Source organism: Neobacillus sp. (assembly GCF_031988165.1).
GTDB lineage: Bacteria > Bacillota > Bacilli > Bacillales > Cytobacillaceae > Neobacillus > Neobacillus rhizosphaerae.
Genome location: NZ_DALZYO010000044.1, coordinates 17888 through 41828, shown reverse-complemented (window position 1 = coordinate 41828; position 23941 = coordinate 17888). Strand labels below are relative to the sequence as shown.

Genomic DNA, 23941 nt, shown 5'->3' with positions numbered 1-23941 from the left:
TCTGGCGCTCTCTTCGCTTTTTTAAAAAAACAAATGAGCTGCGTCCTCTTAAGTATTGCCTTTTACACTGTATTACAGAAGTTAATTTTCATAGTAGTGCGATAAAAAAATGATCGCCGCAGCCATCCTAATATTTAACTCTTGTACCAATTAGTTGAAGAAGGAATATTACAATTCACTAATAAACCAGATCTCTCCATTATAAATTTCTCCATCTTCATCAGTTATTACTTCTTTAAAGCCTTTTACATTCAAACTTTCTGGGATATGTATCCTCCATTCACTTTCAATGTTCCTATCTTTAGAAATGGGAATCCACTTCTGATATTCGTCATTCCTCTCAAAGAAACCCTCAAAGTATGAATTACCAGAAAACACTATAATTTGGGAGTTCCATAACCCTGGTAAATCTAATGCGACCACAACACGAGATTTTTCAGTAGTCATTGGCTTTATTTTAATTAAGTGTTCAGCCCTAGATAGAAGAGTTTCAATACATATTTTCCTTATTCCAAAAGGTGTTTTACTTGAAGAAATAAAATCTTGTGCAACTGGTAAGTGTAAATGCCAATAACCGTTATAAAAATCTGAAGGGAACTTAATGGTTTCTTGCACTAGTCTGTTAACCATATTTCTTGTCTTTCGTTTTAAACCTCGTATTTTTTTATCACGCATTATTAACTCCTAATTTGATTTCAATTTTAATATTTAATTATACATTCTTCTTCAACTCCTGCCCGTTACTTCAATAAGAAAAGGATTAACTCTTTAATCAAGTGAAGCTTAACGGACCTATATAGGTATAGGCACCTTTAAAATTTCATTCTATTTCATTATCGTACTCAGCTTCAATTTCTTCACACAACTCAGGGAATCGCTTTTTAAAGGATTTTACTATCTTTGTGATTTTACTAAATGCATACTTTTCTACTTCGTCATAAGGAATCCATATCTCTCTATTCTGAATCTGTTCATATAGAGACGAAATAACTGTATCGCGGTAATTAGGGAGTAGTTTCCTTGTTGTGCGTCTTTCTTTCAGCTTTTCGAAGTAGAGATTACAAAGTTCTGTTGCGATCCATTCCTTTTGACTATTTTTTAATTGTAAAAAACGTTTGTTTGTTTGAAGAAGCTTTCCATTTACTTTAATATGATTTTTCATCAATAACCACCTCATTTTTCATTTATCATTTTCTCCTACTTTTTTATTCAAGTAAACTACTCCGTCTGTAACGATATAGAAAAAGGAATATCAAAATATTACATTTTGACTTTAATTCAAGCACCCATTAATTGAACAAGATAAACCAAACTTTGTTTTGACAAAATAATATCCTTTGTTTTAAGCCATATTTTCTACCTTTGAAAATAGAACATTGTTTTAGTTATAATGTTGGTAAAAAGTAAAGGAATGCATAAAATGAAAGATCAGATTGATGAATTAACGTTATTATTATTGCATTTAACATCTTTTACAGAAGATTATGGATTAGGTGATGCTCAGAGAAGTTGGAAAGGTTATCCTTTTGAGTCACTAAATGAATTATCAGAGAATGAATACATTCGTAGCAGCAAGCAATCAAAATCAGTATATTTAACAGAAAAAGGAATCGAACAAGCCAAGAAACTGATGAAGAAATATAATATGGAAGAACAATAAGGGATCTCTCAATCCCTTTACATTTCTAAAAAAAGACCTGCGTGTATATTAAGCAGACCTTGAACTCTTGCCCCCTATAGTTTAAGTACAATATTTCACAATCTTTCCAGTGTAATAAAGAAGAGATGACTATAATAATGAGAAAAAAGCATCCGAATTGCATTTGGATGCTTTTTGTCAACAACCTGAGACGAATACCCGTAAGATGTTCGTTGAGAATAATTACTTTTCAGTTGCTGTATTCCCCATTGCAATAGAAATTCTATTCCAACTGTTAATTTGATTAATTATTAGAACTAGGTCAACATACTGTTTCTCGTCATAGTGTTCACGCACTCGTTTATAAAGCTCATCTGGAACACGTTTTGTCGGGATTAATGTCACATACTCTGTCAACTCTAAAGCTACTTTTTCTGCATCTGTGTAAAATGTGCACTCTCTCCAAGCACTAATACAATATAAACGTTGTTCCGTTTCTCCCATTTTCCGAGCATCTGCTGTGTGCATATTCAAACAATATGCACAGCCGTTAATTTGAGAAGCACGAATTTTAATAAACTCACGAAGTTTACGGTCTATATCTGTAGTTTTCGTATACTTCTCCATTTCCATCATTATTTTAAGTGCTTCTGGTGCTACTTTGTAATAATCAATTCGTTGTTCCAATTAAATTCCTCCTTAAAAATGTTTATTCAATAAATATTTGATTTGAAGATATTAATTTAAATAACAATTATGGACAAAGTTAATCGTCGATTAACTTTGTCTATAATATAATATTTATTTTTTTGTGTCAAACTTCTTTTAAGTGGTAATTGACAAAAGTATGTTTGACAAAGAAATAAAACATTTCTAAGATTAATTAAAATAATTACTTTTCAATTATGAAGAAGGTGTTTTTAATGCAGTATAGTATTGGTGTTGAGTATGCACTTCACTGCCTAGTCTATTTAATTGATACTCCTAAGAGTTCTACCATTGGAATAAAGGAACTTTCCTTTTTTCAAGGTATTTCAGATACATATCTCTCAAAGATTTTTAGTAAATTATCTAAGGCCGGTATTGTAAGTTCAGTTCCTGGGGTTAAGGGTGGATATAAACTTGCTAAATCTCCAGAAGAAGTTTCCTTTTGGGATGTAATTGAAGCAGTTGAAGGTCCTAAGCCTATATTCCAATGTAAAAATATTAAAGATAATGGTTATTTGTATAGAGACAAGGACTGTTCTTCCTGTAACTCCTTTTGCACTATCAATTTAGTTATGCTCTCTGCGGAAGAAAAAATGCGTGATTTCTTGCGTAGTAAAACACTTTTATGGTTAAATGAAGAGCTTGATCGTGTCTTACCCGAACAAATACGTGAAGATACTCGGAAATATTTTTCGAAGAGCGACATTTAAACAAACCTCTCGTGAAATTCCTTAATTAAAAGGGATTTAGAGAGGTTTTTTTCTAAACTCCGCCATTTCACTTAACGTCATTATATCTGGTCCACCAAAATCGTCAGCTCTTCCTTGCGGATCCATTTCTATTAATCCAATTAAATGATTGGCAAATTCACCTACATCCACGCTTTGAAATTTAATACCTCCTGGGATGATGTATCTTTTAAAGAGAGGATTTGATAAAAGTAAATTTTCAACAAAGACGTGGAACTGAGTTGCTCGTACAATTGTATATGGATAAAGAAAGAGCACAATTCTTACTGCAGAATTGCGCCCGATTGTTGAATATAGAAAATAGCAAAAGGCTGACTATGATGCTCAGCCTTTTACTAGAAAAATAATAAGTAATAGCTCAAAAAACAAAAAGGATTAGATTATACTTACAGCCTTTAGCCCTATAACGGGGAATATCCGAGCCTACTAAAAGCTAATCCCATTTGATAGTATCCCCTACTATTAGGATGAACTCCTCCTGATGATAATAAAACTTTTTCATTCCCCTTAAATACACTATAGATATCAGCTACTTTAACATTCAATTCCCGACCAAAACTGTTAATCAATGAATTAAACGCTCTAATCGCCTCATCTGCTATAGGAATTCCGATAAATGGATTGTATAAATTCATTAATCGTAAAATATATTTATCTTGTTTGTCTAGATGGTGAATTTTTTCTAATATTTTTGAGATGTTATTCCCTGATTGTTTAATAGCATGAGATATACTTTCTTCGTTTTTATTTATTATAAATCCTTTAGCAGCGTTTATTAAATCATCCCCTCCAGCTGTTATCGTGATGATATTTGCACAATTTACAGCTTCCGTAACAATCGGGGCATTGAGCATAGTTAAAACATCCTCTGTCGTTGCTCCTGACCTTGCATATTTTTGATAAGAAATACGCTTTTTTAAAATTTGCTGGCTTAGACATCTGTAATATTCAATAAATCCAGGGTCCAAAAACGGAATACCGATACCCACAGTAAGGGAATCGCCTATCGCAAGATACCGTAAATGATTGAAATCCATATTTCACCTCAACTAATTAGTTATATTCTTAAACTATTCAGTAAAAGATGAATGGAGAAGCATTAAAAAAGAATGGGCAAACGATGCCTAGACAAAGATACCAATTGTCGTCACAAAGAATCAATAAAAAAAATTATATAATTACTTCTGTGCAGAAATAATAAAGTTGTTTAATTTAAACCCGTGAAATGTAGTAACCACCTACTAGATTAATTTGTAGGTGGTTTTAAAGATGTTTAAAAATAAATCTTATTTGTTGTAATCTTTAATTTGAAGAAATAATAAAGTCGTTTATTTTTCGGAGAGCGAATCGTTCAGAATATGCCCCCTATTTTTAAATTTCATCCTTTAAATTCTCTAACTCACATTCAGAAATCACTTGAATCCCATTCTTTTTCAATAAAGCTGTCGTTACTCCAACTCCAGCTACTTTTTCACCAACAAATTCTCCATTATAAATTTCTTTACTTCCACAAGAGGGGCTATATTCTTTTAAGACCACATGAGTGACTTTCATTTCTTGTGCTATCTCTAATGCCTTTACAGCACCGTTTATATACAATTCCGTCACATCATTCCCTGAACGTTCTATAACTTTAGCTTTTCCAGTTAAAACATCATAACCATCCCCACCTAAGATTTCAGCAGGCTCTCTTGGTGTGTTAAAACCACCTAGTAGTTCAGGACAAACAGCTATTGCTTTCTTTTCAGCAATTAATTTTTGAATTGTATTATCTAAACAAGCTGTACCATTATATCTTACTGGATTTCCAGCTAAACAAGAACTGACTAAAATCATGTTGCTCACCTCTCGAGATTAGTTTCATTGATTATATTAGATGCCTTTTATTAACTAAACAAATATCGAAATATTCTTCTTTTTATTATACAAGGAAATTAAAAAAAGATGGTATGAAAATTCAATTTCGTACCATCTTTTAAACAACTTTATTTGTTTTTAAACGACTTTATTGTAATTAAACAACTTTATTTTCACTTAATAACTTCTTAACTAATTTAAGCTGAAATATACACAGCTTAATCAATTAACTTGTATATTTCAGCTTTTTTAGACATCATAAAAAACCTCACTTACTTATGATAAGGTTCCCCACCCTTGATACTAAATTTGCTCCTCAACAATCTGGCCCTTTACTTTAAAAAGAGCACATTTCTTGCTCAAGAAATGCGCCCTTTAATGGAATAACTAAAATAGGATCTTATCTCTAAAATCACTTAACTCTTGTTGAACTAACCCGTTTGTATTATAAGGTCATCCAGATATTTCCGGTTAACCAGTTTTTGAGAAACAGTCTCTAAATTTAGGACTAGCGCCTTTCCATATTTCTGTTTTGTACATACTTTGTAATTACGAATAGAACGGAAGCTCTATACAAGGATGATGGTACATACTGAACTGATTTTGCTCTAATCATTGTATTGTTAAAAATTCTTATCATCGTTGGAGCGGCTTGGTATTAAAAGATCCCAATAATGGCTGAAGGTGTGCAAAACAACACAACTGTCTAATTCACTATATTGCAAATACATAATTCATTTCAAAAAAGACGATTAAAAAGAGATAAAAAGAGAAATTAAAAGGGGCTAAGTACATGATCAACGTTTTATTTGTATGCCTGGGGAATATTTGCCGTTCGCCGATGGCTGAAGCTTTGTTTCGTCACTTAGTCAAAAAAGAAAATTTGACAAACATAATTGCAGTTGATTCCGCTGCAACCAGTTCATGGCAAATCGGCTTCCCTCCGCACCAAGGAACTCTTGATATTCTAAAAAAATACAATATCTCTTCTGATGGGCTTGTTGGACGCCAACTAAAGAAAGAAGACTTTTGGAAGTTCGACTATATTATCGGTATGGACGAAAGCAACATAAAAAATATTTACAGGATAATCGGTAAGCCTAATCACCCAAAGATCATTAGGCTACTCGACCTAACCAAATACAGGAAAGATGTCCCCGATCCATTTTACACAGGTGATTTTGATGAAACTTATCGTCTTGTTTCAGCCGGCTGCCAGGCATTACTCAAGAAAATACGCAGCAAACAAAACTTATGACAACTAGGCATCCATCTTAATCCAACGATCAAAACTGTTGGTAAAGCATCTTCATTGATTGACAAAAGCCTAATCTGCCATTATCATCAACTCGAACTTATTTACGGGAGAGATAGAGATGAAAATTTATGTTGATGCAGATGCTTGTCCGGTAAAAGATATTATTATCTCTGAAGGGAAGAATGCTGAAATTCCTGTTATCCTTGTTACTAGCTTTTCTCATTTTTCTAATGCGGAACAGCCATCAGGAGTGGAAACCATTTATGTTGATTCAGGAGCAGATGCTGCGGATTATCGGATTATGAAGTTAGCAGAAAAGGGAGATATAATCGCTACACAAGATTATGGTCTTGCTTCGCTTGGTTTAGCAAAAGGGTGTACGGTTCTTCACCATAATGGGTTTAGTTATACAAATGAAAACATTGACCAATTATTACAAACACGATATTTGAGTGCAATGGCTCGAAAAAGCGGAAAGCGTACAAAGGGGCCAAAACCATTTACATCAGAAGAAAGGGAGAAATTTAGGATGCTTTTTAAAAAAGCTATTTCATGTTAAAAAACAACCTCCCATTTTAAAGAAAACCCAGAAACATAATATTGTAACATCTATTTCAATTTTTATTTTAAGCCTTACACTACACTCGCATAAAAAAGCAATGTAATTTTTGCTATATTGCATTAGTGGTACCTTATTCCATCAAATGACTTAATATACATTAAGACGCGTTTTTAGATAAACGCGTCCTATAACGTAATATGCACCCTACCTTTTGATTTCTTAATTGAGGGTGAGAATAAACTCCTCCACATCTTCACCACGAGCATTGGAAAACCCGCTGTCTTCACCAGTGATCGTAAATCCGCATCTTTCCAGTACCTTGAGTGACCCAATGTTTTCTTTCGCAGCACGAGCATAAAGGGGACGAATTGTAACGTGTTTTAGAAATTCCCTTAAAGCGTTAGTTGCAATTCCTTTACCCCAATATTCTTTTCCAATCCAATAGCTAACCTCTGGTTCTCCGAACTGCTCGAAACGTAGAATATGGCCAACCACGTTATTTTCGACAATGATCGTCTGCTTCATAATATCCTTATCCGTAAGAATTTTGTTCCAGTGTGTAATGAAGCTATTCCAATCACCGGGGTCCTTACTCGTAAAGGCAGCCATATGGTTTGCTTCACGGTTCTGTTGGTGCTTGAAAAAAATAGGAAGGTCATCCCCAACCACATTCCGAAGCATTTTGTTACTCATCAAACTCCCCCTTTATCGTTTACTTTATTTTAACAAACGTGCGTTCCTATTTCGATAAAATATTGGAATATCAAATCCATTTTATGAAAACAAAAATATATTCTGATCAAACCACTTTGATTTGCCTCTAATAATCCTTTCCCTTATTCTATCAAATGGCCCTTTCATGCAAAAAAAGCGCAGATCCATACTCTCGAAATGCGCCTTTAATGGAATAACTGAGTTATGACCTAAGCCTTAAAATCGATTAATTGTACTTCTACTAACAACTTCGTTGAATCAGTTCGGAATATTTATTTAAATTAGTCATCCCTATCACAATAGAGAATTTATCTTTTAGCAGTCAATCTATAAAACCTTAGTATTCCCTTTTATTTATTTTGCTTCATCCAAGAAATTGTTTCTTGGATACCTTGCTTATATGAAGTGCAAGGCAGTGAATTAATTTTCTTTTCATACTTTTCCCCACTAAGTAATATAGGACTTTCTGTTAAATACATCATTTCCACCATTTCTTTCATAAAAGGCGAAAACAAACCAAAGAAACGAATCATTCCTTTTGTTATTGTTCTGACCTTTTTTTGATATCCAGTTATTTCACGTATAGTGGAAATAAGTTCTTCGCCTGTAATGGGTTTTATTGATGGAATATTCCAGTTTTGGTTGTACGCATCTTGACGAAGTGACAATTCAACCATTGCTTTAGCTCCATCTTTGGTATAAAGAAATTCTCTTGCTATTTTAGTACTTCCAACAAAAATTGCTTTTTTATTTTTCACAACACTATTGAGTGTTTCGCTAAGAATAGTATTTTCGGCATTGGGTCCGTATAAATCTGGCATATGAACAATTAGTGTTGATACATTACTTTCTTTCATTCTCTTTTCCATTTCCAACCTGATTTTTCCTTTTTTAGTGTGAGGCTCCTTCTTTATATCTTCATTCACGATTTTATACTGTCTTCCATATGCGTATATATTGTCAACAAAAGCAACTTTTGCTTGTTTTATTTTAGCAACATTTAATACAATATCTAAGCATTGTAGATGTTTCTTCTCCCATTCCTGATAAGGAAAACTTACTGTATGAAAAATGACATCTACACCATCGGCAGCCTCAATTAATTCCCTTTGATTTAATGCATCCCCTGAAAAGATCGTTACACTTGCTTGTTTCATGTAAAGTTGTTCGAGTTTTTCTTTTCCTCTTGAAAAGGCAACAACATTTATACCTCTAGATATTAATTCACTAACTAATGCGTACCCCATACCACCTGATGCGCCTAACACTAATGCTTTTTTCATTCCAATCTCCTCCTTTAATTAACCAGTGGTCAATAATAGGTAAAAATTTTGCTCTAAATCAATTAATTCGACCTAGAGCGTTAATTATGAAATCTATATGAAAATGAGCAGCGTCTTTTGTTTCCTCAAAACTACAAACATTTCCCCGATAATGAGCAACAAAGCCATGTAGTGCAATAAATGCAGAGTAAATATCTCTGATTAATAATTCATTCATTGTCAAGAATTGAACAGATAAAGCGAATTTTTGATAACTAAGATTAGCAATCTCCTGTGATAAGGCATTCACCTCAGTATTTCTATACATAAACATCATTTCATACTGACTTTGGTTGTTTAAACCAAATTCAATAAAACCAAGAAATAGACTTTGAAGTTTTGTCCTATTATTACCAGAACTGTTTACTATGTCATCTATAAGCTTATTTAAGGTTATAAAATACTCCTCAATAATGGCATAAAATAATTCAGCTTTATTATTAAAATGATAATAAAGTGCTCCATGACTACAACCAAGTTGTTTGGCGATGCTACGCATAGATACTTCGTGATAGTTTTTTTCAACAAATTGAGTACGTGCTTCACTGAGGATCATTTCTTTACTAAGTTCTTGTGAAGATGATTTACGGGGTGACATAGTTCCTCCTTTAATTGACCGGTGGTTAATTAATAGTGTAAATCAGCAAGACTCATTTTACAAGTGATTTTCCTATAATTAGTTAAATATACACCTATTTAATATTTTTAAAATGGCTAACTCCTTTTCTACTCCTGCTTCATTAGGTTCAGTATCTTCAGCTTTGAGCATTCTAACCGTTAGCTTAAGAATAATTCTTCACAATCTTCACGAAACAATTAAAAATGCTATTCAACAATCTGGACCGATTGCTGAACAAGAAAAAATCCTATATATCAATACAGGACTATTGATCAAACTTTATTACAAATTATCGAACTTTATTTCAAAGCCACAACAAAACCTACCTTTTTGGCCAGCTGTTATCGTTATAATTCCTGTTTAAAGAGTGTAAGTTCGTTTGAAACCTCACGACACATAAAAAAAACGCCATCCTTTCCATCATATTACAGAAAGAATAGCGTTTTTTTCGTTTTTGGGGTAATGATTTGCCTTAGCTTGATGGGTATGTGACGCCACCCCATTAATAACATTCATGTGAAATTGTCTGAATAAAAAAAAGAACCCATCCATTTGATGAGTTACTATTTTTTAGGTTTTTCCAAAATAGTCTTCGACTTCCCACTTAACAGATTCATTTCCATACCCTTTGACGCTGCATGAATTCTTGAACATAACCCCAGACTGAAACAGGAGACATAATCATTTGATAGCACAAGACAAAAAAGATAAAGCCAATCCGATTTTTTCGAATATGCAATCCTAGTTCACGAAAAACCCCTTTTTGGTATCGATAAAGCAAATAATTGGAGAGCAATGCTAGAGGTAAAACGAGTAGAGTATGAGCTCCGACGATCCAGAAGATGCCAAAAAAGCTCAAGATGAGTCCTGGGATCCATGCAAATGTGTAAACAAAATCCAGGAATGGCATTACCAGGTTCGAGCCTGTTAAATAACGGGTGAAAATCCTAGGCTGTTCCCAAGGCTTTACTCGTTTTAGCGCTTCAATCATTCCCCTTGCCCAACGGCTGCGTTGGCGGGCGAAGTGACTAAATTTCGTTGGTACATCGGTAAAGGCAATCGCCGTTGGCTCAAAAAAGACCTTATAGTTTTTCTCTAAAAACGCCCATGTTAGGACTATATCCTCGCCAATGGCATCGGGCCAACCACCAACCTCATTGATAACATCTGTTAAATATAGGCTGTAAGCTCCTTGTGCGACAAGCGTCCCTTGATACAAGCCTTGAAGACGTTTAATCGAGGCGATACCTAAAAAGTAATCCCATTCTTGAAGTCTGGCTAACCAGTTTTCACGGCTATTACGAACAAGAACGGCTCCCGCTACCGCACAGACCTCTTTTGGTGCTGATTCCATTCGAGCCACTAAACGACGAACGGCCTGAGGGTGAAGTAAGGTATCGGCATCTAGCGTAATGACATATTTTGTAGTGACAAATGAAAGAGCTTTATTTAAGGCATGGTGTTTTCCAGGCGTTTCCTCAAAAAGGACGTGAATATCGAGTCCTAATTCTTTTCCTACCCGTTTTGCAACTTCTGCTGTATGGTCTGTCGAATGATTATCAATGACATAAATGCGCATCAATCCTTCATAGTCTTGTTTCGCTAATTGCTGTAAGGTCCCAGCAATCGTCTTCTCTTCATTCCAACAAGCAATTAATATACTTAAAGATTCTTTGGGATCAAGCGTTTTAAAAGCTGGTTGTCGATCAAACAAGAGACTGACCACCATGAAAGCATTTAAATATCCTGGTAAATAAGCAATGCCTGAAATGAGAACAATGGCGACAGGAACCGTCACAACTTCACCCAATTCCTTTACCCAAGGGACTGAAAGATAAATAGAAAACACCATCCATGTAAGCGCGAGTCCGTGACTGAGCCAGAATTTTCCTAAAACAGGAAGATAAAATCCACTTTGAAACGGAAATGATGGAGGTCTTGATGGGGTTCTAGTTTCTATTTTCAAAGGAAGACAACCCTCCTTCTTGTGTGCTATAGAGTATAGCTAATTTTATATTATTTATCGGCTTAATCCGTTGCTTTTGCGGAATTACCAACAATAACACAATAGAAGTAGTGTATTTCCATTCCATCGGTGACCAGATTCCTTTTAGAAAAATGGATTGGCTCATTTTTCGGTGATTTTGGCTCATTTTCAATAGTTATGGCTCATTTATCCGGATTTTTGGCTTTTTTCCAAAAAAACCAAAAATATATTCAACCATAAGTGCAATTTAGGTATAAAAAAAGAGTGGAAGCATTGAAATTCATGCACCACTCTTTTTCTATTTCTTGATTAAAGTACCTTTTCAATTCCAGCTTTCTTCTGATTAAGAATAATCTATTTGATTTTCCCCGACATGTTACCTGGTCCACTAGTCAGCAAGGCGGAAAAAATGTTTCTTAGTTACTCTTTTTCATAAGCTATAACGACCACTTCTTTATGCGATTCTTCGCTTAATTTGTCCTCCAGAGTTTGAATCTCACTTACTAAATGAGGCGAAAGTTCTGCCGCAATATAATCCTTTTCTTGCTCCATTTTTTTCACTCCTTTTGTCATTATTCTTGCACTATCCAATCGGAAATATCCAGACTATGGGGTTTATTACCCTTTTGCTTTAACAATCAATTATTCTATTTAGAGAATACCATGCACCGAAATACGAATTTCTACCGCACCGAAACAAATTAAGTTGTTCTATTATTCGCGAGTGATACTTGCCTTTTTTTGTTGATTTTGGTGTTTCCAGCCCTTCACAGAGAAAGCACAGCAAATGCAAAAAAACAGAGCACCACCCAACCAAAACTTTACATTTTCAGGAACTTGTTTAATGAACGGAATCGATACATGCCAATTTTTTTTAAGATAGTCCCCGATCATATTGCTTAGAAAAATCAATACCGAAAGGATGATAACGTTAATCACAAGGTCTTTCATTTTGATTTTCTTCCCTTTATCCCATTGAAAAAGTAAAAAAAACACAATAATTGCAAAGATGTTAGCCAATGTATTTCCCCCATAAAATCTTTAGTTTATATATCCAGTTTAAAAATAAATTAATAAATTCTAATTTTTATCAATTTTACCATATTTCAAACAACGATTTATTCGAAATTTTTGCAACAAATCAATTCTTGATTAGCTTGTTAGCTATCTCCATGACATGCGTTTGTTTCATCATCTGAAAATGGTTCTTTTTGTTATAATAGGTTTAAGAATTGCTTAGGACATTTAGAGGTGACAGGATGAAGAAAACGATTGGGATGTTTGCCCATGTGGATGCCGGAAAAACCACATTGGCGGAACAGCTGCTTTTCCATACAAAAGCAATTAGGCAAAGAGGCCGTGTCGATCATCAGGATACCTTTCTCGATACGCATGAAATTGAAAAACAAAGAGGCATTACGGTATTTGCTGACCAAGCGATGTTTTCATTGAACGAATCCAATTATTACTTGATTGATACCCCAGGACATGTCGACTTTTCTCCAGAGATGGAGCGAGCGATTAGAGTAATGGATTATGCAATAGTGATTTTGAGCGCGGTGGAAGGAATCGAAGGCCATACTGAAACAGTCTGGCGTCTCCTCCAAAAGCATCACGTGCCGACGTTTTTCTTTATTAACAAAACTGATCGGGTTGGTGCTGATGCCTTTAAGGTCTTGGAAGAAATTCGCGCCAATTTAACCACTAATGTCTTTGACATGACTGAAACGTTAACCAAGGGGAAAATGAATGAAGAACTGATCGAATTTATGGCGGAACGCAATGAATCCCTATTGGAAATATACATGGAAACTGGCTATCAACCGGAACTTTGGCTAGAAACGATGAAAAAGATGATACAGGAAAAGCAAATTTCCCCATGTGCTAGCGGCTCCGCTTTACAAGATATTGGAATCAGTAGCTTTTTGGAAAAATTAGAGCTGTTAACATCAACAAATTATCTAAGCGAAGAACCCTTTGCTGGAAGAGTCTATAAGATTCGCTATGATGAAAAAGGCACGAGAATCACGTTTATTAAAGCCTTAAGTGGTACATTAAAAGTACGTGATGAAATAAGCTATGGCGGTGATGAAAACCTCATTTTCGAAAAAATCACTCAAATCCGCATGTATAATGGTACTAAATTTAAGGCTGTCGATTTAGTTTCAGCCGGAGATATCTTTGCCGTTACAGGATTGACGGCGGCATCCGCTGGTGACGGCTTAGGAACAATAAAGGAAAAAGCTGATTATGAAATGAAATCGGCGTTACAATCCAAAGTGATGGCTGATCCATCAATAAATGTAAAAGAGGTATTGCGGTGTTTTAATATCCTAGATGCAGAAGACCCAGCTCTGAATGTAACCTGGGAAGAACGTACGCAAGAAATTCATATTCATATCATGGGGACGATACAACTAGAGGTGCTAAAACTTATCGTAAAGGAACGGTTTCATTTCGATGTCACATTTGCTGAACCGGAAATTTTATATAAAGAAACCATTAGTTCTGAGGTAATCGGGTACGGCCATTTCGAACCGTTAGGGCATTATGCCGAAGTCCATCTGAAATTAGAACCTACGGCTAGAAATAGTGGCATTACTTTTGATAGTGTCTGCCATACCGATCACTTGACAGTCGGAACTCAGAACGTAATCCGTAATCACCTGTTTGAGCGGGATCATCATGGGATACTATCAGGCTCCCCCATTACCGATGTGAAAATCACGTTACTAACAGGACGAGCCCATATTAAACACACCTCCGGGGGCGACTTTAGAGAGGCCGCTTACCGAGCGTTACGGCAAGGACTGGAAAAAGCAACAAACTTATTGCTCGAACCGTTTTATGATTTTAAAATCAAGATCGATTTGGATCATATCGGTAAAGTGCTGACCGATATTCAGCAGGCACACGGCAGCTTCGACCCGCCGATAACCGAAGGAAACAAAGCCATTTTAACCGGGAAAGTACCGGTGGCAACCTTCATGAACTATGGTTCTGAATTTGCCTCTATTACCCAAGGGAAAGGCATCTTGAATTTAGTAGTTGGCGGCTATTACCCTTGTCATAATCAGACCGAGGTAATGGAAAGGAAAAGTTACAATAAAGATGCTGATCCTGAATATACTTCGTCTTCGATTTTCTGTGCAAAAGGACAAGGCTATTCCGTTTCGTGGGATCATGCGGAAGCGGAAATGCATGGTTTATAAGTATCTAACCATCTGGGATAAGAGTCGAAAAAAGAAAGCCAACGACCAAGGTAAAGGGTTCGTTGCCTTTCTTCATATTCTTAATAGATTAACTTGCTCTTGTGCCCGGTGTCATACTGCCAATTTTCTCGTGATTGTTTTTCTCCTTCGTTTTAGCTTGTCGATAACCTGGCGCCTTTGTAGTCAATGCGATTAGTAATGAGACGATGCTCAAGACGGCAATAAGCTTGAATGTAGGTATGAAACCGCCTAGGGCTGAAGCAATAAATGATCCGGAAATGGCACCAAGTCCGAAGCCTTGATAAATGATTCCGTAGTTTTTACTCTGATTTTTCAAACCAAAGAAATCAGCTACGATGGCAGGGAATATGGTAATATTACCGCCGAAACAGAAAGCAATCCCTGCCACACAGATGTAGAACAAGCCAAAATTCAGATGAACAAAACTTAATACAGTAACAGCTACTGCCGTTACAAGAAGTGCACCTGATACCACTTTCAAACGGCCTACTTTATCTGATAGTGCTCCGAGAATAATTCGTCCAGATGTATTGGAGATGGCAACGATTGCGACAGCATTACTTGCAGCTGCAATATCAAGATGTGCCAAACTAACACCAATGTCCTTGACGATCCCAATTAGGTATAAACCGCTCATACATGCTGTGAAAAAGATCACAAACAATAAGTAGGCTTCCTTCGTTTTCAGCATTTCTTTGATTGTAAAGTCTTTCTGCTGAATTCCATCAAGTGTTTGCGACTCATTGCTTATTTTTGCTTCCCGAACTAGGAATGATCCGCCCACAACCATGACCATGACCATGATTCCCCAGAATAAAAAAGCTTGAGAAACGCCAACTGATTGGATAAGTGAACCGTTAATGAATTTGAATAACAAACTTCCCGTACCATAGGCACCAACAGAGATTCCAGAAATAAGTCCTTTTCTATTAGGAAACCACTTAATTAAATTAGATAAGGAAGTAATGTAAGCAGTACCGTCTGCTGCCCCAACCACAATACCTGCCAATATGTAGAGCATCCACAACGATGAAACCTGGGAACTGAGTATTAATCCTGCTCCCAACACAATGCCGGCACAGCGAATTAGACGGCGAAGCCCCCATTTATCCTGCAGCTTCCCGGCAAACAACGTGGATATTGCCAATGCCAAGCTAGTAATGGAAAAAGTAAAAGCAACCGAACTTAACTTCCAACCGAAGAGTTCTACTAACGGCTGGTTAAAAAGACTCCACGTATAGATAGTACCTAATCCCATTTGCGCGAAAATAGTCCCCACCACAATCAGCCATCGACGATCTGTGCTTGATTTCATTTCAATCTCCTCTTTTCTTCCAGTAGATACATGATGAATTTCAATATCAGAATCCTTATTTGATTTTGTATGTATCATCATCATACCACCGAAAAAAAAGACGAAATCGTTTTCAGAACGAGATGCATATTATTCGGAATGAACGGAGGTTATAACCGCATGATTTGTCGAAACTCTATCACTTTGCTTCGGCTTACTGGAATTTCCACTGTAAGATCCTTTAGACGCAGCATATAGGTTTGGTTAAACCATGGAACAATTTCACGGATCTTGCTCAAGTTTACAGTATAAGAACGGTGACAGCGAAAAAAAAGGTCCTGAGGAAGTAGTGAATAAAACTCCGATATACTCATCGGCATGGTGTACTCCTCTTGCTCGGTATAAACTAACGTAACCTTTTCACTAGCTAAAGCATAATAAATATCATTGACATCGGTCACGATAATTTTATCGTTCTTTTTTAAATTAATTCTGCTTGAAACCCTAGAATTGATTTCCTCTTCAGGTAACGGCGATACCGGGTTAGATTTTAGTTTCATCTCCTGAATCATCGATTCAGCATGATCTCGTTGAAAAACTGTTTCCAGTTTGCGAAGCATAGCGGCAATTCGCTTCTCATCATACGGCTTTAAGATATAATCAAAGGCTTCAAGTTCAAAAGCCTGTACTGCATGTTCTTTATAGGCAGTTGTAAAGATAATATAAGGTTTTTTTGTAAATTTACAAATCGTACTAGCTAACAGCATTCCATCAAGTGACGGAATGTTAATATCCAAAAAAATCGCATCTGTTTCCTGCTCTTGCAAATATTTTAAAACATCTAATCCGTCATCAAAGAAATTGGTAACTTCGATTTTACTGTAGGCTTCAATTAAATACTCCAGTTCCTCTCGAGCTGGAATTTCATCTTCAACAATAATCGCTTTCATATTTTCTCCTTTACAATATCGAAAGAAACTTCTGTTCCAGGTGATAGTCGATGAATGACAAGCCCTTGTCCATAGATGAGTTTCACTCGCTGGTGAACGTTGTACAAGCCGATTTGTTTGGCAGGTACGTAGTCATGCTGCAAATTTTTAATCACTTCTTCGCTGATTCCAGTCCCTGTATCCTTCACACTTATTCTAATCCTGTCTTCCAAATCCTTCACTGCAATCGTGACTATTCCTGGGCCCTTTGTCTTTAATATGCCATGGATAATGGCATTCTCCACTAAAGGCTGGATGAGCAGGCTCGGAGTTCTTACATTTACTTCGTCTATTTCGTATTCTACCCTTAGACGGCTACCGAAACGTGCCTTCTCTATTTCAACATAATCTCGAACCTGCTCCAATTCTTTATGTATATCAATTAATTCATCACTTACCTCTAAATTGTACCGCATATAGCCAGAAAGATTGATGATTAACTCGCGAGCCTTTTCTGGATTCTTTCTTGTGGTGGACGCAATGGCATTCAGTGCATTAAACAGGAAATGCGGATTTATTGTGGTTTGGAGCGCCTTCAGCTCTGCCTTATTAGCCGCTTCCTTAATCTGTTCGATACGGGAGATCTCCATCAGCGTGGAAATGATTTGCGATAGTCCGATGGCCATTGTCTGCAGTGAATAAGTCATCTTATAGGCTTTGCGGTAATAGATCTTGAGTGTTCCTGTCACCTCTCCTCTCTCCTCAAAGGGCATAATGAGAAGGGAGTGGATTTGGGGTGTATTCTGATCGGCAATTTGATTCCGGATGATGATTTTCCCGCTTTGAATTGCCTCTTTTGACAAATCACTGATAATTTCCTCGCCAATCACATATCGCTCTTCGCCAAACCCAACATAAGCGAGCACATTATGAGTATCCGTGATCGCTACAGCATCAGCCTTTATATCATTTTTGATAATACTGCATATCTTTCTTAATGAATCTGAATTAACAGAACGAAAATAGGGTAATGTCTTGTTGGCAATATCCAAGGCTAACTTAGCCTGTCTGGCCGCAATCCCTTCTTTTTCACCTTCAACACTCATAACAAGCAATACTATCAGGCCAATGTTGACCTCACCTGCAATCATTGGAAAGGCAATCTTTGAGACGATGTCCAAACCAAGTTCAAAAGGTTCTGCCATCGCAAGAATCAGCAGCATGGTCAAGACTTCACAGAACATCCCTGCTGCTATTCCATAAATCCAACGCAACGACCGCTTCACTCTTCGATTAATATATCCCGATACAATCCCTGCGATAATACTCGAAATTAGGCAAGGTATCGAAGTAATTCCTCCAATATCAATCAAATAACGATGAACTCCCGACACTATGCCTGTAATAATTCCCACCCAGGGTCCAAACAAAATCCCCCCAGACACGATGGCGATAATCCTGACATTCACAAGTGAACCTTCCACTTTAATGCCTGAATAGGTACCAAAAATGGCAAATAGGCAAAACACAAGCGTAATGACAACTCGTTCTATAAGAGAATGGCGGTCTTTTTGAAGCGATTCCTTAAATCTCGGGACCCTTATCATAAAAAACAAACAAATCAAGAGCAAAGCCGCCCGTTCGAATAAATGTATTAACATTTCTAATGAAGTATTCATCTGAAAATCCTCTCTATTTAATGTAACCAAAGTTTCTTAATCAAAATGGTGTCAGGCACCTTTTCCATTATTTTGATGATAGCCATGTTCTCCATATGACTAAAGCTGATCAAACCATTTTTCTTCGAATCTACAAAAATAAAATATAACAAGAATAAATAAAAGTGAAATACAAACAATAATTACCATTATTATACTTTTAGGGGGGGGATAACTATAAAGAAGTCAGATTCGATTACAGTATTTCAATTAATCCTATTATCTATGACTGCAATTGGCTTAAAGAATCATGTCACTATTATTTCACCACTGATACAAACTGTAGGAAGAGATTCTTGGTTAAGTGTGATTGTTTCACTTTTTATGGTACTTCTCTGGATTCCTCTTCTATTTTTTATTCATAAAAAAACAAAGCAGGAGCACTTGAATACATGGATGCAAAAATATACTGGAAAAGGGATAGGCAACATCATTTTTTTCATTATTATCCTTTATCTTACCATTTTAGCAGGGGTGACATTAAGGGAGACAATTACTTGGGTCAATATTACTTTCCTGCCGAAGACCCCTATTTTTTTGATGGCAGCTTGTTTTGCTTTGGTTTGTTGGATGCTGGCAGGGACGAATCTGCGTACCTTGAGTATCGTTAATATTTTCCTTTTATTTTTTATTATTGTTCTCGGCTTTTTTGTGGCGCTTACAAATATTCAATTCAAGAATTTTTCACTTCTTATGCCCTTTCTCGAACATGGGTTTCGGCCCGTTTTAAAAGGTACTGTATACCAATGTTCAGGGATGGTTGAATTAATGCTGCTTCTATTTCTTCAACACAAAACTGAAACACCCATTCGGTTTCGTCATTTTGTAATAGCTTCAATCATTTTAACATTGTTAACAGTTGGTCCTCTTATAGGAGCTGTGATTGAATTTGGACCCGTTGAAGCATCAAGACAGCGATTTCCTCCATACGAGGAATGGGGGCTGGCCTCTCTGGGAAATTTTATTGAACACGTCGACTTTTTATCCATCTACCAATGGCTATCAGGTGCATTTATCCGAATTTCATTACTTTTGCTGTTAATAAAGGAATACCTTCCATTTAAACAAAAACAAAAATGGTATCTGTTATTTATATTAGCTGCAATTACTGCTATAACATTACTGCCAATCACTGATTTTCAATTCATGGGATTTTTAACTGCAATCATTTTACCATTTACAGTTTGGTTCTTCTTAGGCTTATCAGTCTTCCTCGGTCTATTGGTAGCGTTCTTTGAAAGAAAAATTTGGAGGCCGAACAATGATGTTTAAAAAAAAACACAAGAAAACCACTCTGACTATAACCAAAAGTCCTGATAAAAAGGATATTTCAACAGCCACAAAATCCCTTAACGAACAAACTCTTCGGGAGTTATTCAAAAAAAACGAAGATGTAAAATTTGAGCCTTTTACATTTAATCAGCACAAGGTGATGCTAACTTACTGTCAAGGGTTAGTTAGAAATGAAATGCTTTATCAAACGGTTCCCGAACGTCTTGATGCTTTTTTTTCGCAATTACAAATAGAACCTAGCAAGGAAAAGATTCTCGAACTCCTTCGCCTCCCTTCTCTAAAATTGGTAGAAAATGAAGATGAAGCAGTTTCAGAGATTTTTTCCGGAAAATTGTTGTTGAATTTTAATATACCGGGAAGCCTTTTTCTGGTGGACATTTCAGAACGGCCACAGCGAAACCCTGAAGAAACAAAAACAGAAATTAGTATCTTAGGTCCACGTGACAATTTTATCGAAGACATTTCAATCAACATCGCATTAATTCGAAAACGCCTTCGAACAACCTCGCTTGCCAGTAAATCGCTTGAAATTGGCAAGCGAACCAGAACGAAAGTTTCTGTTCTTTATATAGACGATATTACTGATAAGGAAATTTTACAAAGCATCATGGAAAAGTTGTCTGCTATTGATATTGATGGACTCTTCAGCGGTACACAATTAGAAGAATTAATAGATAAAAACCCATTTGGTTTCTTTCCGCGTCATGCCTATACGGGACGGCCGGACTTTGCCGTTCAATCTCTCCTTAATGGCAGAATCATTATTTTAATCGATGGGATTGCTTATGCTTACATTACACCGGTAAACCTGTTCTTTCTGTTAAAGAGTAGCGAGGATAAAGAGCAGAACTATGCTTATAACTCCTTTGAGAGATTAATGAGACTTGTCGGAATTCTTATAGCCACTTTCCTTCCGGGTTTCTGGGTTGCAATCTCTTCTTTCCATCAGAATCAGCTTCCGCTAACGCTTTTAGCAACAATTGTAGAATCGAGAAGAGGAGTTCCTCTGCCCACAGCTCTTGAAGCCTTATTAATGTTGGTTATATTTGAATTATTTCGGGAAGCTGGCCTGCGCTTGCCAACTGCAGTAGGACAATCAATCAGCGTAATAGGTGGACTTATTATCGGAGATGCGGCAATAAGAGCAGGTTTAACAAATCCTGCCATGCTTGTTGCCATTTCAGGCTCGACTATTGCTACTTTTACACTGGTAAACCAGTGGTTAATCGGAACAGTTTCGATAATACGATTTTTTGTCATTTTTTGTGTATCTCTTTTGGGTTTTTTTGGTTTTTTTATCTCAATCTTTATTATTTTAATTTACATTGCTAAAATTCGGATTTTTGGGGTCCCTTATTTAGACTTAGCCACCCGAATTGATATGATGAATATCTTAAAATCTGTTTTTCGTATACCCGATTCCAAAAAAGTCAGTAGAGCAAACTCTCTGAACCCTACCGATTCTGCCCGAAAAGAAGGGGAATCCTAATGAGGAGAAAACTGATAAAACACTTATTTCTTACATTGATCGTGCTGGCTGGAATCCCAATCGCAGGCTGCTGGGATTCAAATGAATCCGAGCGAATGGTATATGCTCAAGGGATGGGAGTGGATTATAAGGATGGTCATTATACCGTTTATTTACAAATAATAAATTTACGATTGATGGCAAAATCTGAGTCCAGCGGAGCCGGAGGACCTCAAGTAAATGTTGAAGTCGGCCATGCCTCGGCAAAAACGTTGGATAAAGCAATTTTCAACCTCTATAAAAGTTCGCAAAGACGCATTTTCTGGGGACATCTTTCCTATGTTGTTTTCACAGAAAATGCGCTAAAGCAAGTGGGGGTCAAAGCAACGATTGATTTCTTGGATCGCTATCGGGAGACGCGCTATCGCATTTGGATTTATGCAACAAAGGAACCACTTTCAAAAGTATTCGTTACTACTCCAATTCTTGATATGTCTCCCGCCCTATCAAGGCTAAGTGATCCGCAAGCCTCATTTCATCAAAGTTCGTTTATTCGACCAATCGATATGAGAGAACTGCTTATCGCGATAGACGAGCCTGGACATGAGGTAGTTATGCCTTCCATAAGCCTTTCTAAAAATACATGGGAAACAGATAAGGGGGGACATGATGCCATTAAAATAGATGGGATTGCTGTTACAACATCTGTTGCTCTTAAGGGAGAAATAACAAACCATGACGCTATAGGTTTTAGGTGGATGAGTAAAGATTTTGTTCGAGACGTGCTAGAGGTAAAAAGTAAAGAAGGGCCAAAAGTTAATCTAGTGATTGAAAAGTTAAAGGTAAGAATACTCCCCGTCGAAAAAAATTCGAACATTCATTTTAATGTACAGATTAAAGCTAAAGCTGTAATTTATGTCCTTGTGGAAAAAGTGAAGCTTGCTAGGTTAGCAACAGAAACAGAAAAGGAAATAAAAAAAGAAGTTATGGAAACTTATTCAAAGGGACTTAACATCGACGCAGATGTGTATCGACTATCAGAGGTTCTTTATAGGAAAAACGTAAAAGCCTGGAAACAGGCAGAACATAATGGAAAAATTCCGTTATCGAAAGATTCCATTAAACTGGATATAAAAGTGAAATTGGTTAATGGAGCTAAACAACGGGAAGAGCCTACCCTAGATTAACAACTGTCATTACCTTTTGATTCATTTTAATCTTCAGGCCTTTGAGCCTAGACTTAGATAGTCGATTATCCTTTCCGATGATTAAGGAATATAGATTTTCACTGATTCCCTGCTCCTCCGATATAAATGGTCATATTTCTACCTCCTTAAATATAAAAACCTCGCCCTTAGTCAAAATGATTGCCTAAGGACGAGGTATATCTCGTGTTACCACCTTAATTCGCTAATAATTCGCATGATCAGCCTAAGGGAAATAGGTAAATAAGAACCTTCAACTGAACGTTCAATAGGATGATAAAGCCACAAGATTAGTTGCTGGTTCTTATGCTTATACACCCTTAAAAACTATTTATTTAGTGTCTTTTTTAATATTGCAGAAGATTTTGCTACAATATTGTTTTTGTCATCATATATTTTACATTCCCCGTGAATAATTGTTCTCCCTATTCTTTCAGGAGAAGCTACTGCTATTAAGTACTCTCCAGTAGCAGGTTCGAGGTAAGTTATATTTATATCAAGAGTAACAACCTCTTGAATACCTTCTTTATTAGTGATCGGCAATAAATTTCCAAGAGCAACATCGGCTAAAGTTGCTATAATTCCACCGTGAACAACACCTAAGCTATTTAAATACAAGGGGACTACAGGCATTGAAACTTTTATTTGGTTGATATCTATTCTTGTATACTCTAAATTTAGAAAATCATCAAAAGCTTGTTTAATAAACAAGAACCCACCCCCCCAACTAATCATATATTTTAACCATAAATGTCTTAAAAACATTTTTATCTAAATGTATAATAGATTATTTGATTACTGATTTAAGCAAGCTACATGAGAAAAAATCAGCGATCTCATCATTTGATTGATTATCACGAGGTTTTATCCAATAAGGCATATAATTAACTGCTCCCAAAATTAATAACCTTGCTAATTTAACATTATTTGTTTCAAAAACTCCTTTTTGAACACCCTCTTCAATAATTGATTGGAAAAGTTTTTCATACTTATCGCGTTGTTCTAGTACCGCTTTACGAGTATCAGGTGATAGCATATTGGTTCTATTAATAACACTAAACACAGCATTTTCTTCAATAATAAATAAAACTAATGATTTAATTGCATTCTTTAACTTTTTCGAAGGATGATCGTTACTTTCAACAATCACCTGAAGTTCTTCAATACACTCTGACGCTACCAAATCATGGCATTGGAATAATAAATCTTCCTTGCTACTTACATAATAATAAATAGCGCCTTTTGTCATTCTAAGCTCATTAGAAATGTCTTCAATTGTTGTTTCATGGTACCCTTTTTTGTTAAATAAATTTGCTGCTGTCCTTAATATATCTAGTTTTTTTTGAGTTGCTCTTTCCTCTCGAAATGATGCCATAATGATCACTG

The 23941-nt window shown here is 36.2% G+C and carries 25 protein-coding genes and 1 pseudogene; 9 read left to right on the top strand and 17 right to left on the bottom strand.

What is annotated here, in order from left to right; translation table 11 throughout:
- Positions 1–168: 168 nt before the first annotated feature.
- Positions 169–675 carry a DUF3916 domain-containing protein gene (locus RTR43_RS21605; protein ID WP_312475100.1) on the bottom strand — a complete coding sequence of 169 codons (507 nt, stop codon included), beginning with the start codon at positions 673–675 and terminating at the stop codon, positions 169–171.
- A 145-nt stretch (positions 676–820) separates the two neighbouring features.
- Positions 821–1162, bottom strand: coding sequence for a hypothetical protein (locus RTR43_RS21600; RefSeq protein ID WP_312475098.1), 342 nt, complete (start codon positions 1160–1162; stop codon positions 821–823).
- A gap of 258 nt (positions 1163–1420) precedes the next feature.
- Here RTR43_RS21600 and RTR43_RS21595 point away from each other — a divergent pair, with 258 nt between their 5' ends.
- Positions 1421–1660 (top strand): DUF6429 family protein, encoded by a 240-nt coding sequence (locus RTR43_RS21595; protein ID WP_312475095.1) that lies wholly within the window; start codon positions 1421–1423, stop codon positions 1658–1660.
- Between the two features lie 222 nt (positions 1661–1882).
- Here RTR43_RS21595 and RTR43_RS21590 read toward each other — a convergent pair whose 3' ends face one another.
- Complete coding sequence (locus tag RTR43_RS21590; RefSeq protein ID WP_312475094.1) at positions 1883–2326, bottom strand: carboxymuconolactone decarboxylase family protein; 444 nt, start codon at positions 2324–2326, stop codon at positions 1883–1885.
- Between the two features lie 236 nt (positions 2327–2562).
- Here RTR43_RS21590 and RTR43_RS21585 point away from each other — a divergent pair, with 236 nt between their 5' ends.
- Entirely contained in the window at positions 2563–3057 is a 495-nt protein-coding gene (locus tag RTR43_RS21585; RefSeq protein ID WP_312475092.1) for an Rrf2 family transcriptional regulator, read from the top strand.
- A 36-nt stretch (positions 3058–3093) separates the two neighbouring features.
- On the opposite strand, the gene RTR43_RS21580 is transcribed toward RTR43_RS21585, so the two are convergent.
- The 3 genes from RTR43_RS21580 to RTR43_RS21570 all read right to left on the bottom strand — a co-directional run bounded on the left by RTR43_RS21580 (position 3094) and on the right by RTR43_RS21570 (position 4932).
- Positions 3094–3354, bottom strand: coding sequence for an SDR family oxidoreductase (locus RTR43_RS21580; protein ID WP_312475090.1), 261 nt, complete (start codon positions 3352–3354; stop codon positions 3094–3096).
- A 143-nt stretch (positions 3355–3497) separates the two neighbouring features.
- A complete protein-coding gene (locus tag RTR43_RS21575) occupies positions 3498–4133 on the bottom strand; it encodes a GDSL-type esterase/lipase family protein (protein ID WP_312475088.1) in 636 nt (211 codons plus the stop codon).
- Between the two features lie 334 nt (positions 4134–4467).
- A complete protein-coding gene (locus RTR43_RS21570) occupies positions 4468–4932 on the bottom strand; it encodes a 2-thiouracil desulfurase family protein (RefSeq protein ID WP_312475086.1) in 465 nt (154 codons plus the stop codon).
- A 623-nt stretch (positions 4933–5555) separates the two neighbouring features.
- Here RTR43_RS21570 and RTR43_RS25690 point away from each other — a divergent pair.
- The 3 genes and pseudogenes from RTR43_RS25690 to RTR43_RS21560 all read left to right on the top strand — a co-directional run.
- A pseudogene (locus tag RTR43_RS25690) lies at positions 5556–5615 on the top strand (YjcZ family sporulation protein); the annotation flags it as partial.
- Between the two features lie 131 nt (positions 5616–5746).
- The gene (locus tag RTR43_RS21565; protein WP_312475084.1) at positions 5747–6211 is read left to right on the top strand and encodes a low molecular weight protein-tyrosine-phosphatase; all 465 of its coding nucleotides are present in this window, start codon (positions 5747–5749) and stop codon (positions 6209–6211) included.
- Positions 6212–6329: 118 nt separating this feature from the next.
- Positions 6330–6770: a YaiI/YqxD family protein gene (locus RTR43_RS21560; protein ID WP_312475082.1), complete on the top strand. Its 441-nt coding sequence runs from the start codon at positions 6330–6332 to the stop codon at positions 6768–6770.
- Positions 6771–6992: 222 nt separating this feature from the next.
- Here RTR43_RS21560 and RTR43_RS21555 read toward each other — a convergent pair whose 3' ends face one another.
- The 6 genes from RTR43_RS21555 to RTR43_RS21530 all read right to left on the bottom strand — a co-directional run bounded on the left by RTR43_RS21555 (position 6993) and on the right by RTR43_RS21530 (position 12435).
- Entirely contained in the window at positions 6993–7466 is a 474-nt protein-coding gene (locus tag RTR43_RS21555; protein ID WP_312475080.1) for a GNAT family N-acetyltransferase, read from the bottom strand.
- Between the two features lie 371 nt (positions 7467–7837).
- On the bottom strand, positions 7838–8770 hold the full coding sequence (locus RTR43_RS21550) for an SDR family NAD(P)-dependent oxidoreductase (RefSeq protein WP_312475078.1): 933 nt from the start codon (positions 8768–8770) through the stop codon (positions 7838–7840).
- A 58-nt stretch (positions 8771–8828) separates the two neighbouring features.
- Complete coding sequence (locus tag RTR43_RS21545) at positions 8829–9407, bottom strand: TetR/AcrR family transcriptional regulator (protein WP_312475076.1); 579 nt, start codon at positions 9405–9407, stop codon at positions 8829–8831.
- A 634-nt stretch (positions 9408–10041) separates the two neighbouring features.
- A complete protein-coding gene (locus RTR43_RS21540) occupies positions 10042–11388 on the bottom strand; it encodes a glycosyltransferase family 2 protein (protein ID WP_312475109.1) in 1347 nt (448 codons plus the stop codon).
- A 447-nt stretch (positions 11389–11835) separates the two neighbouring features.
- Positions 11836–11967 carry a hypothetical protein gene (locus RTR43_RS21535; RefSeq protein WP_312475074.1) on the bottom strand — a complete coding sequence of 44 codons (132 nt, stop codon included), beginning with the start codon at positions 11965–11967 and terminating at the stop codon, positions 11836–11838.
- A gap of 162 nt (positions 11968–12129) precedes the next feature.
- Positions 12130–12435, bottom strand: coding sequence for a hypothetical protein (locus RTR43_RS21530; RefSeq protein WP_312475073.1), 306 nt, complete (start codon positions 12433–12435; stop codon positions 12130–12132).
- Positions 12436–12674: 239 nt separating this feature from the next.
- On the opposite strand from RTR43_RS21530, the gene RTR43_RS21525 reads away from it, so the two are divergent.
- Positions 12675–14627, top strand: coding sequence for a GTP-binding protein (locus tag RTR43_RS21525; protein WP_312475071.1), 1953 nt, complete (start codon positions 12675–12677; stop codon positions 14625–14627).
- A gap of 88 nt (positions 14628–14715) precedes the next feature.
- Here the strand turns inward: RTR43_RS21525 and RTR43_RS21520 are convergent, their stop codons facing one another.
- The 3 genes from RTR43_RS21520 to RTR43_RS21510 all read right to left on the bottom strand — a co-directional run bounded on the left by RTR43_RS21520 (position 14716) and on the right by RTR43_RS21510 (position 18550).
- Complete coding sequence (locus RTR43_RS21520) at positions 14716–15963, bottom strand: L-lactate MFS transporter (protein WP_312475107.1); 1248 nt, start codon at positions 15961–15963, stop codon at positions 14716–14718.
- Positions 15964–16112: 149 nt separating this feature from the next.
- Positions 16113–16892, bottom strand: coding sequence for a LytR/AlgR family response regulator transcription factor (locus RTR43_RS21515; protein WP_312475069.1), 780 nt, complete (start codon positions 16890–16892; stop codon positions 16113–16115).
- On the bottom strand, positions 16889–18550 hold the full coding sequence (locus RTR43_RS21510; protein ID WP_312475067.1) for a sensor histidine kinase: 1662 nt from the start codon (positions 18548–18550) through the stop codon (positions 16889–16891). The genes RTR43_RS21515 and RTR43_RS21510 overlap by 4 nt, the downstream gene beginning before the upstream one ends.
- A gap of 210 nt (positions 18551–18760) precedes the next feature.
- Here RTR43_RS21510 and RTR43_RS21505 point away from each other — a divergent pair, with 210 nt between their 5' ends.
- The 3 genes from RTR43_RS21505 to RTR43_RS21495 are packed head-to-tail and all read left to right on the top strand — an operon-like array spanning position 18761 to position 22537.
- Entirely contained in the window at positions 18761–19861 is a 1101-nt protein-coding gene (locus RTR43_RS21505) for a GerAB/ArcD/ProY family transporter (protein ID WP_312475106.1), read from the top strand.
- A complete protein-coding gene (locus RTR43_RS21500) occupies positions 19851–21371 on the top strand; it encodes a spore germination protein (RefSeq protein ID WP_312475065.1) in 1521 nt (506 codons plus the stop codon). The genes RTR43_RS21505 and RTR43_RS21500 overlap by 11 nt, the downstream gene beginning before the upstream one ends.
- Positions 21371–22537 carry a Ger(x)C family spore germination protein gene (locus tag RTR43_RS21495; protein WP_312475063.1) on the top strand — a complete coding sequence of 389 codons (1167 nt, stop codon included), beginning with the start codon at positions 21371–21373 and terminating at the stop codon, positions 22535–22537. The genes RTR43_RS21500 and RTR43_RS21495 overlap by 1 nt, the downstream gene beginning before the upstream one ends.
- Positions 22538–22882: 345 nt before the next feature.
- Here the strand turns inward: RTR43_RS21495 and RTR43_RS21490 are convergent, their stop codons facing one another.
- Both RTR43_RS21490 and RTR43_RS21485 read right to left on the bottom strand, forming a co-directional pair.
- Positions 22883–23266 (bottom strand): PaaI family thioesterase, encoded by a 384-nt coding sequence (locus tag RTR43_RS21490; RefSeq protein WP_312475061.1) that lies wholly within the window; start codon positions 23264–23266, stop codon positions 22883–22885.
- A 76-nt stretch (positions 23267–23342) separates the two neighbouring features.
- Complete coding sequence (locus tag RTR43_RS21485; RefSeq protein WP_312475059.1) at positions 23343–23930, bottom strand: TetR/AcrR family transcriptional regulator; 588 nt, start codon at positions 23928–23930, stop codon at positions 23343–23345.
- Positions 23931–23941 lie beyond the last annotated feature (11 nt).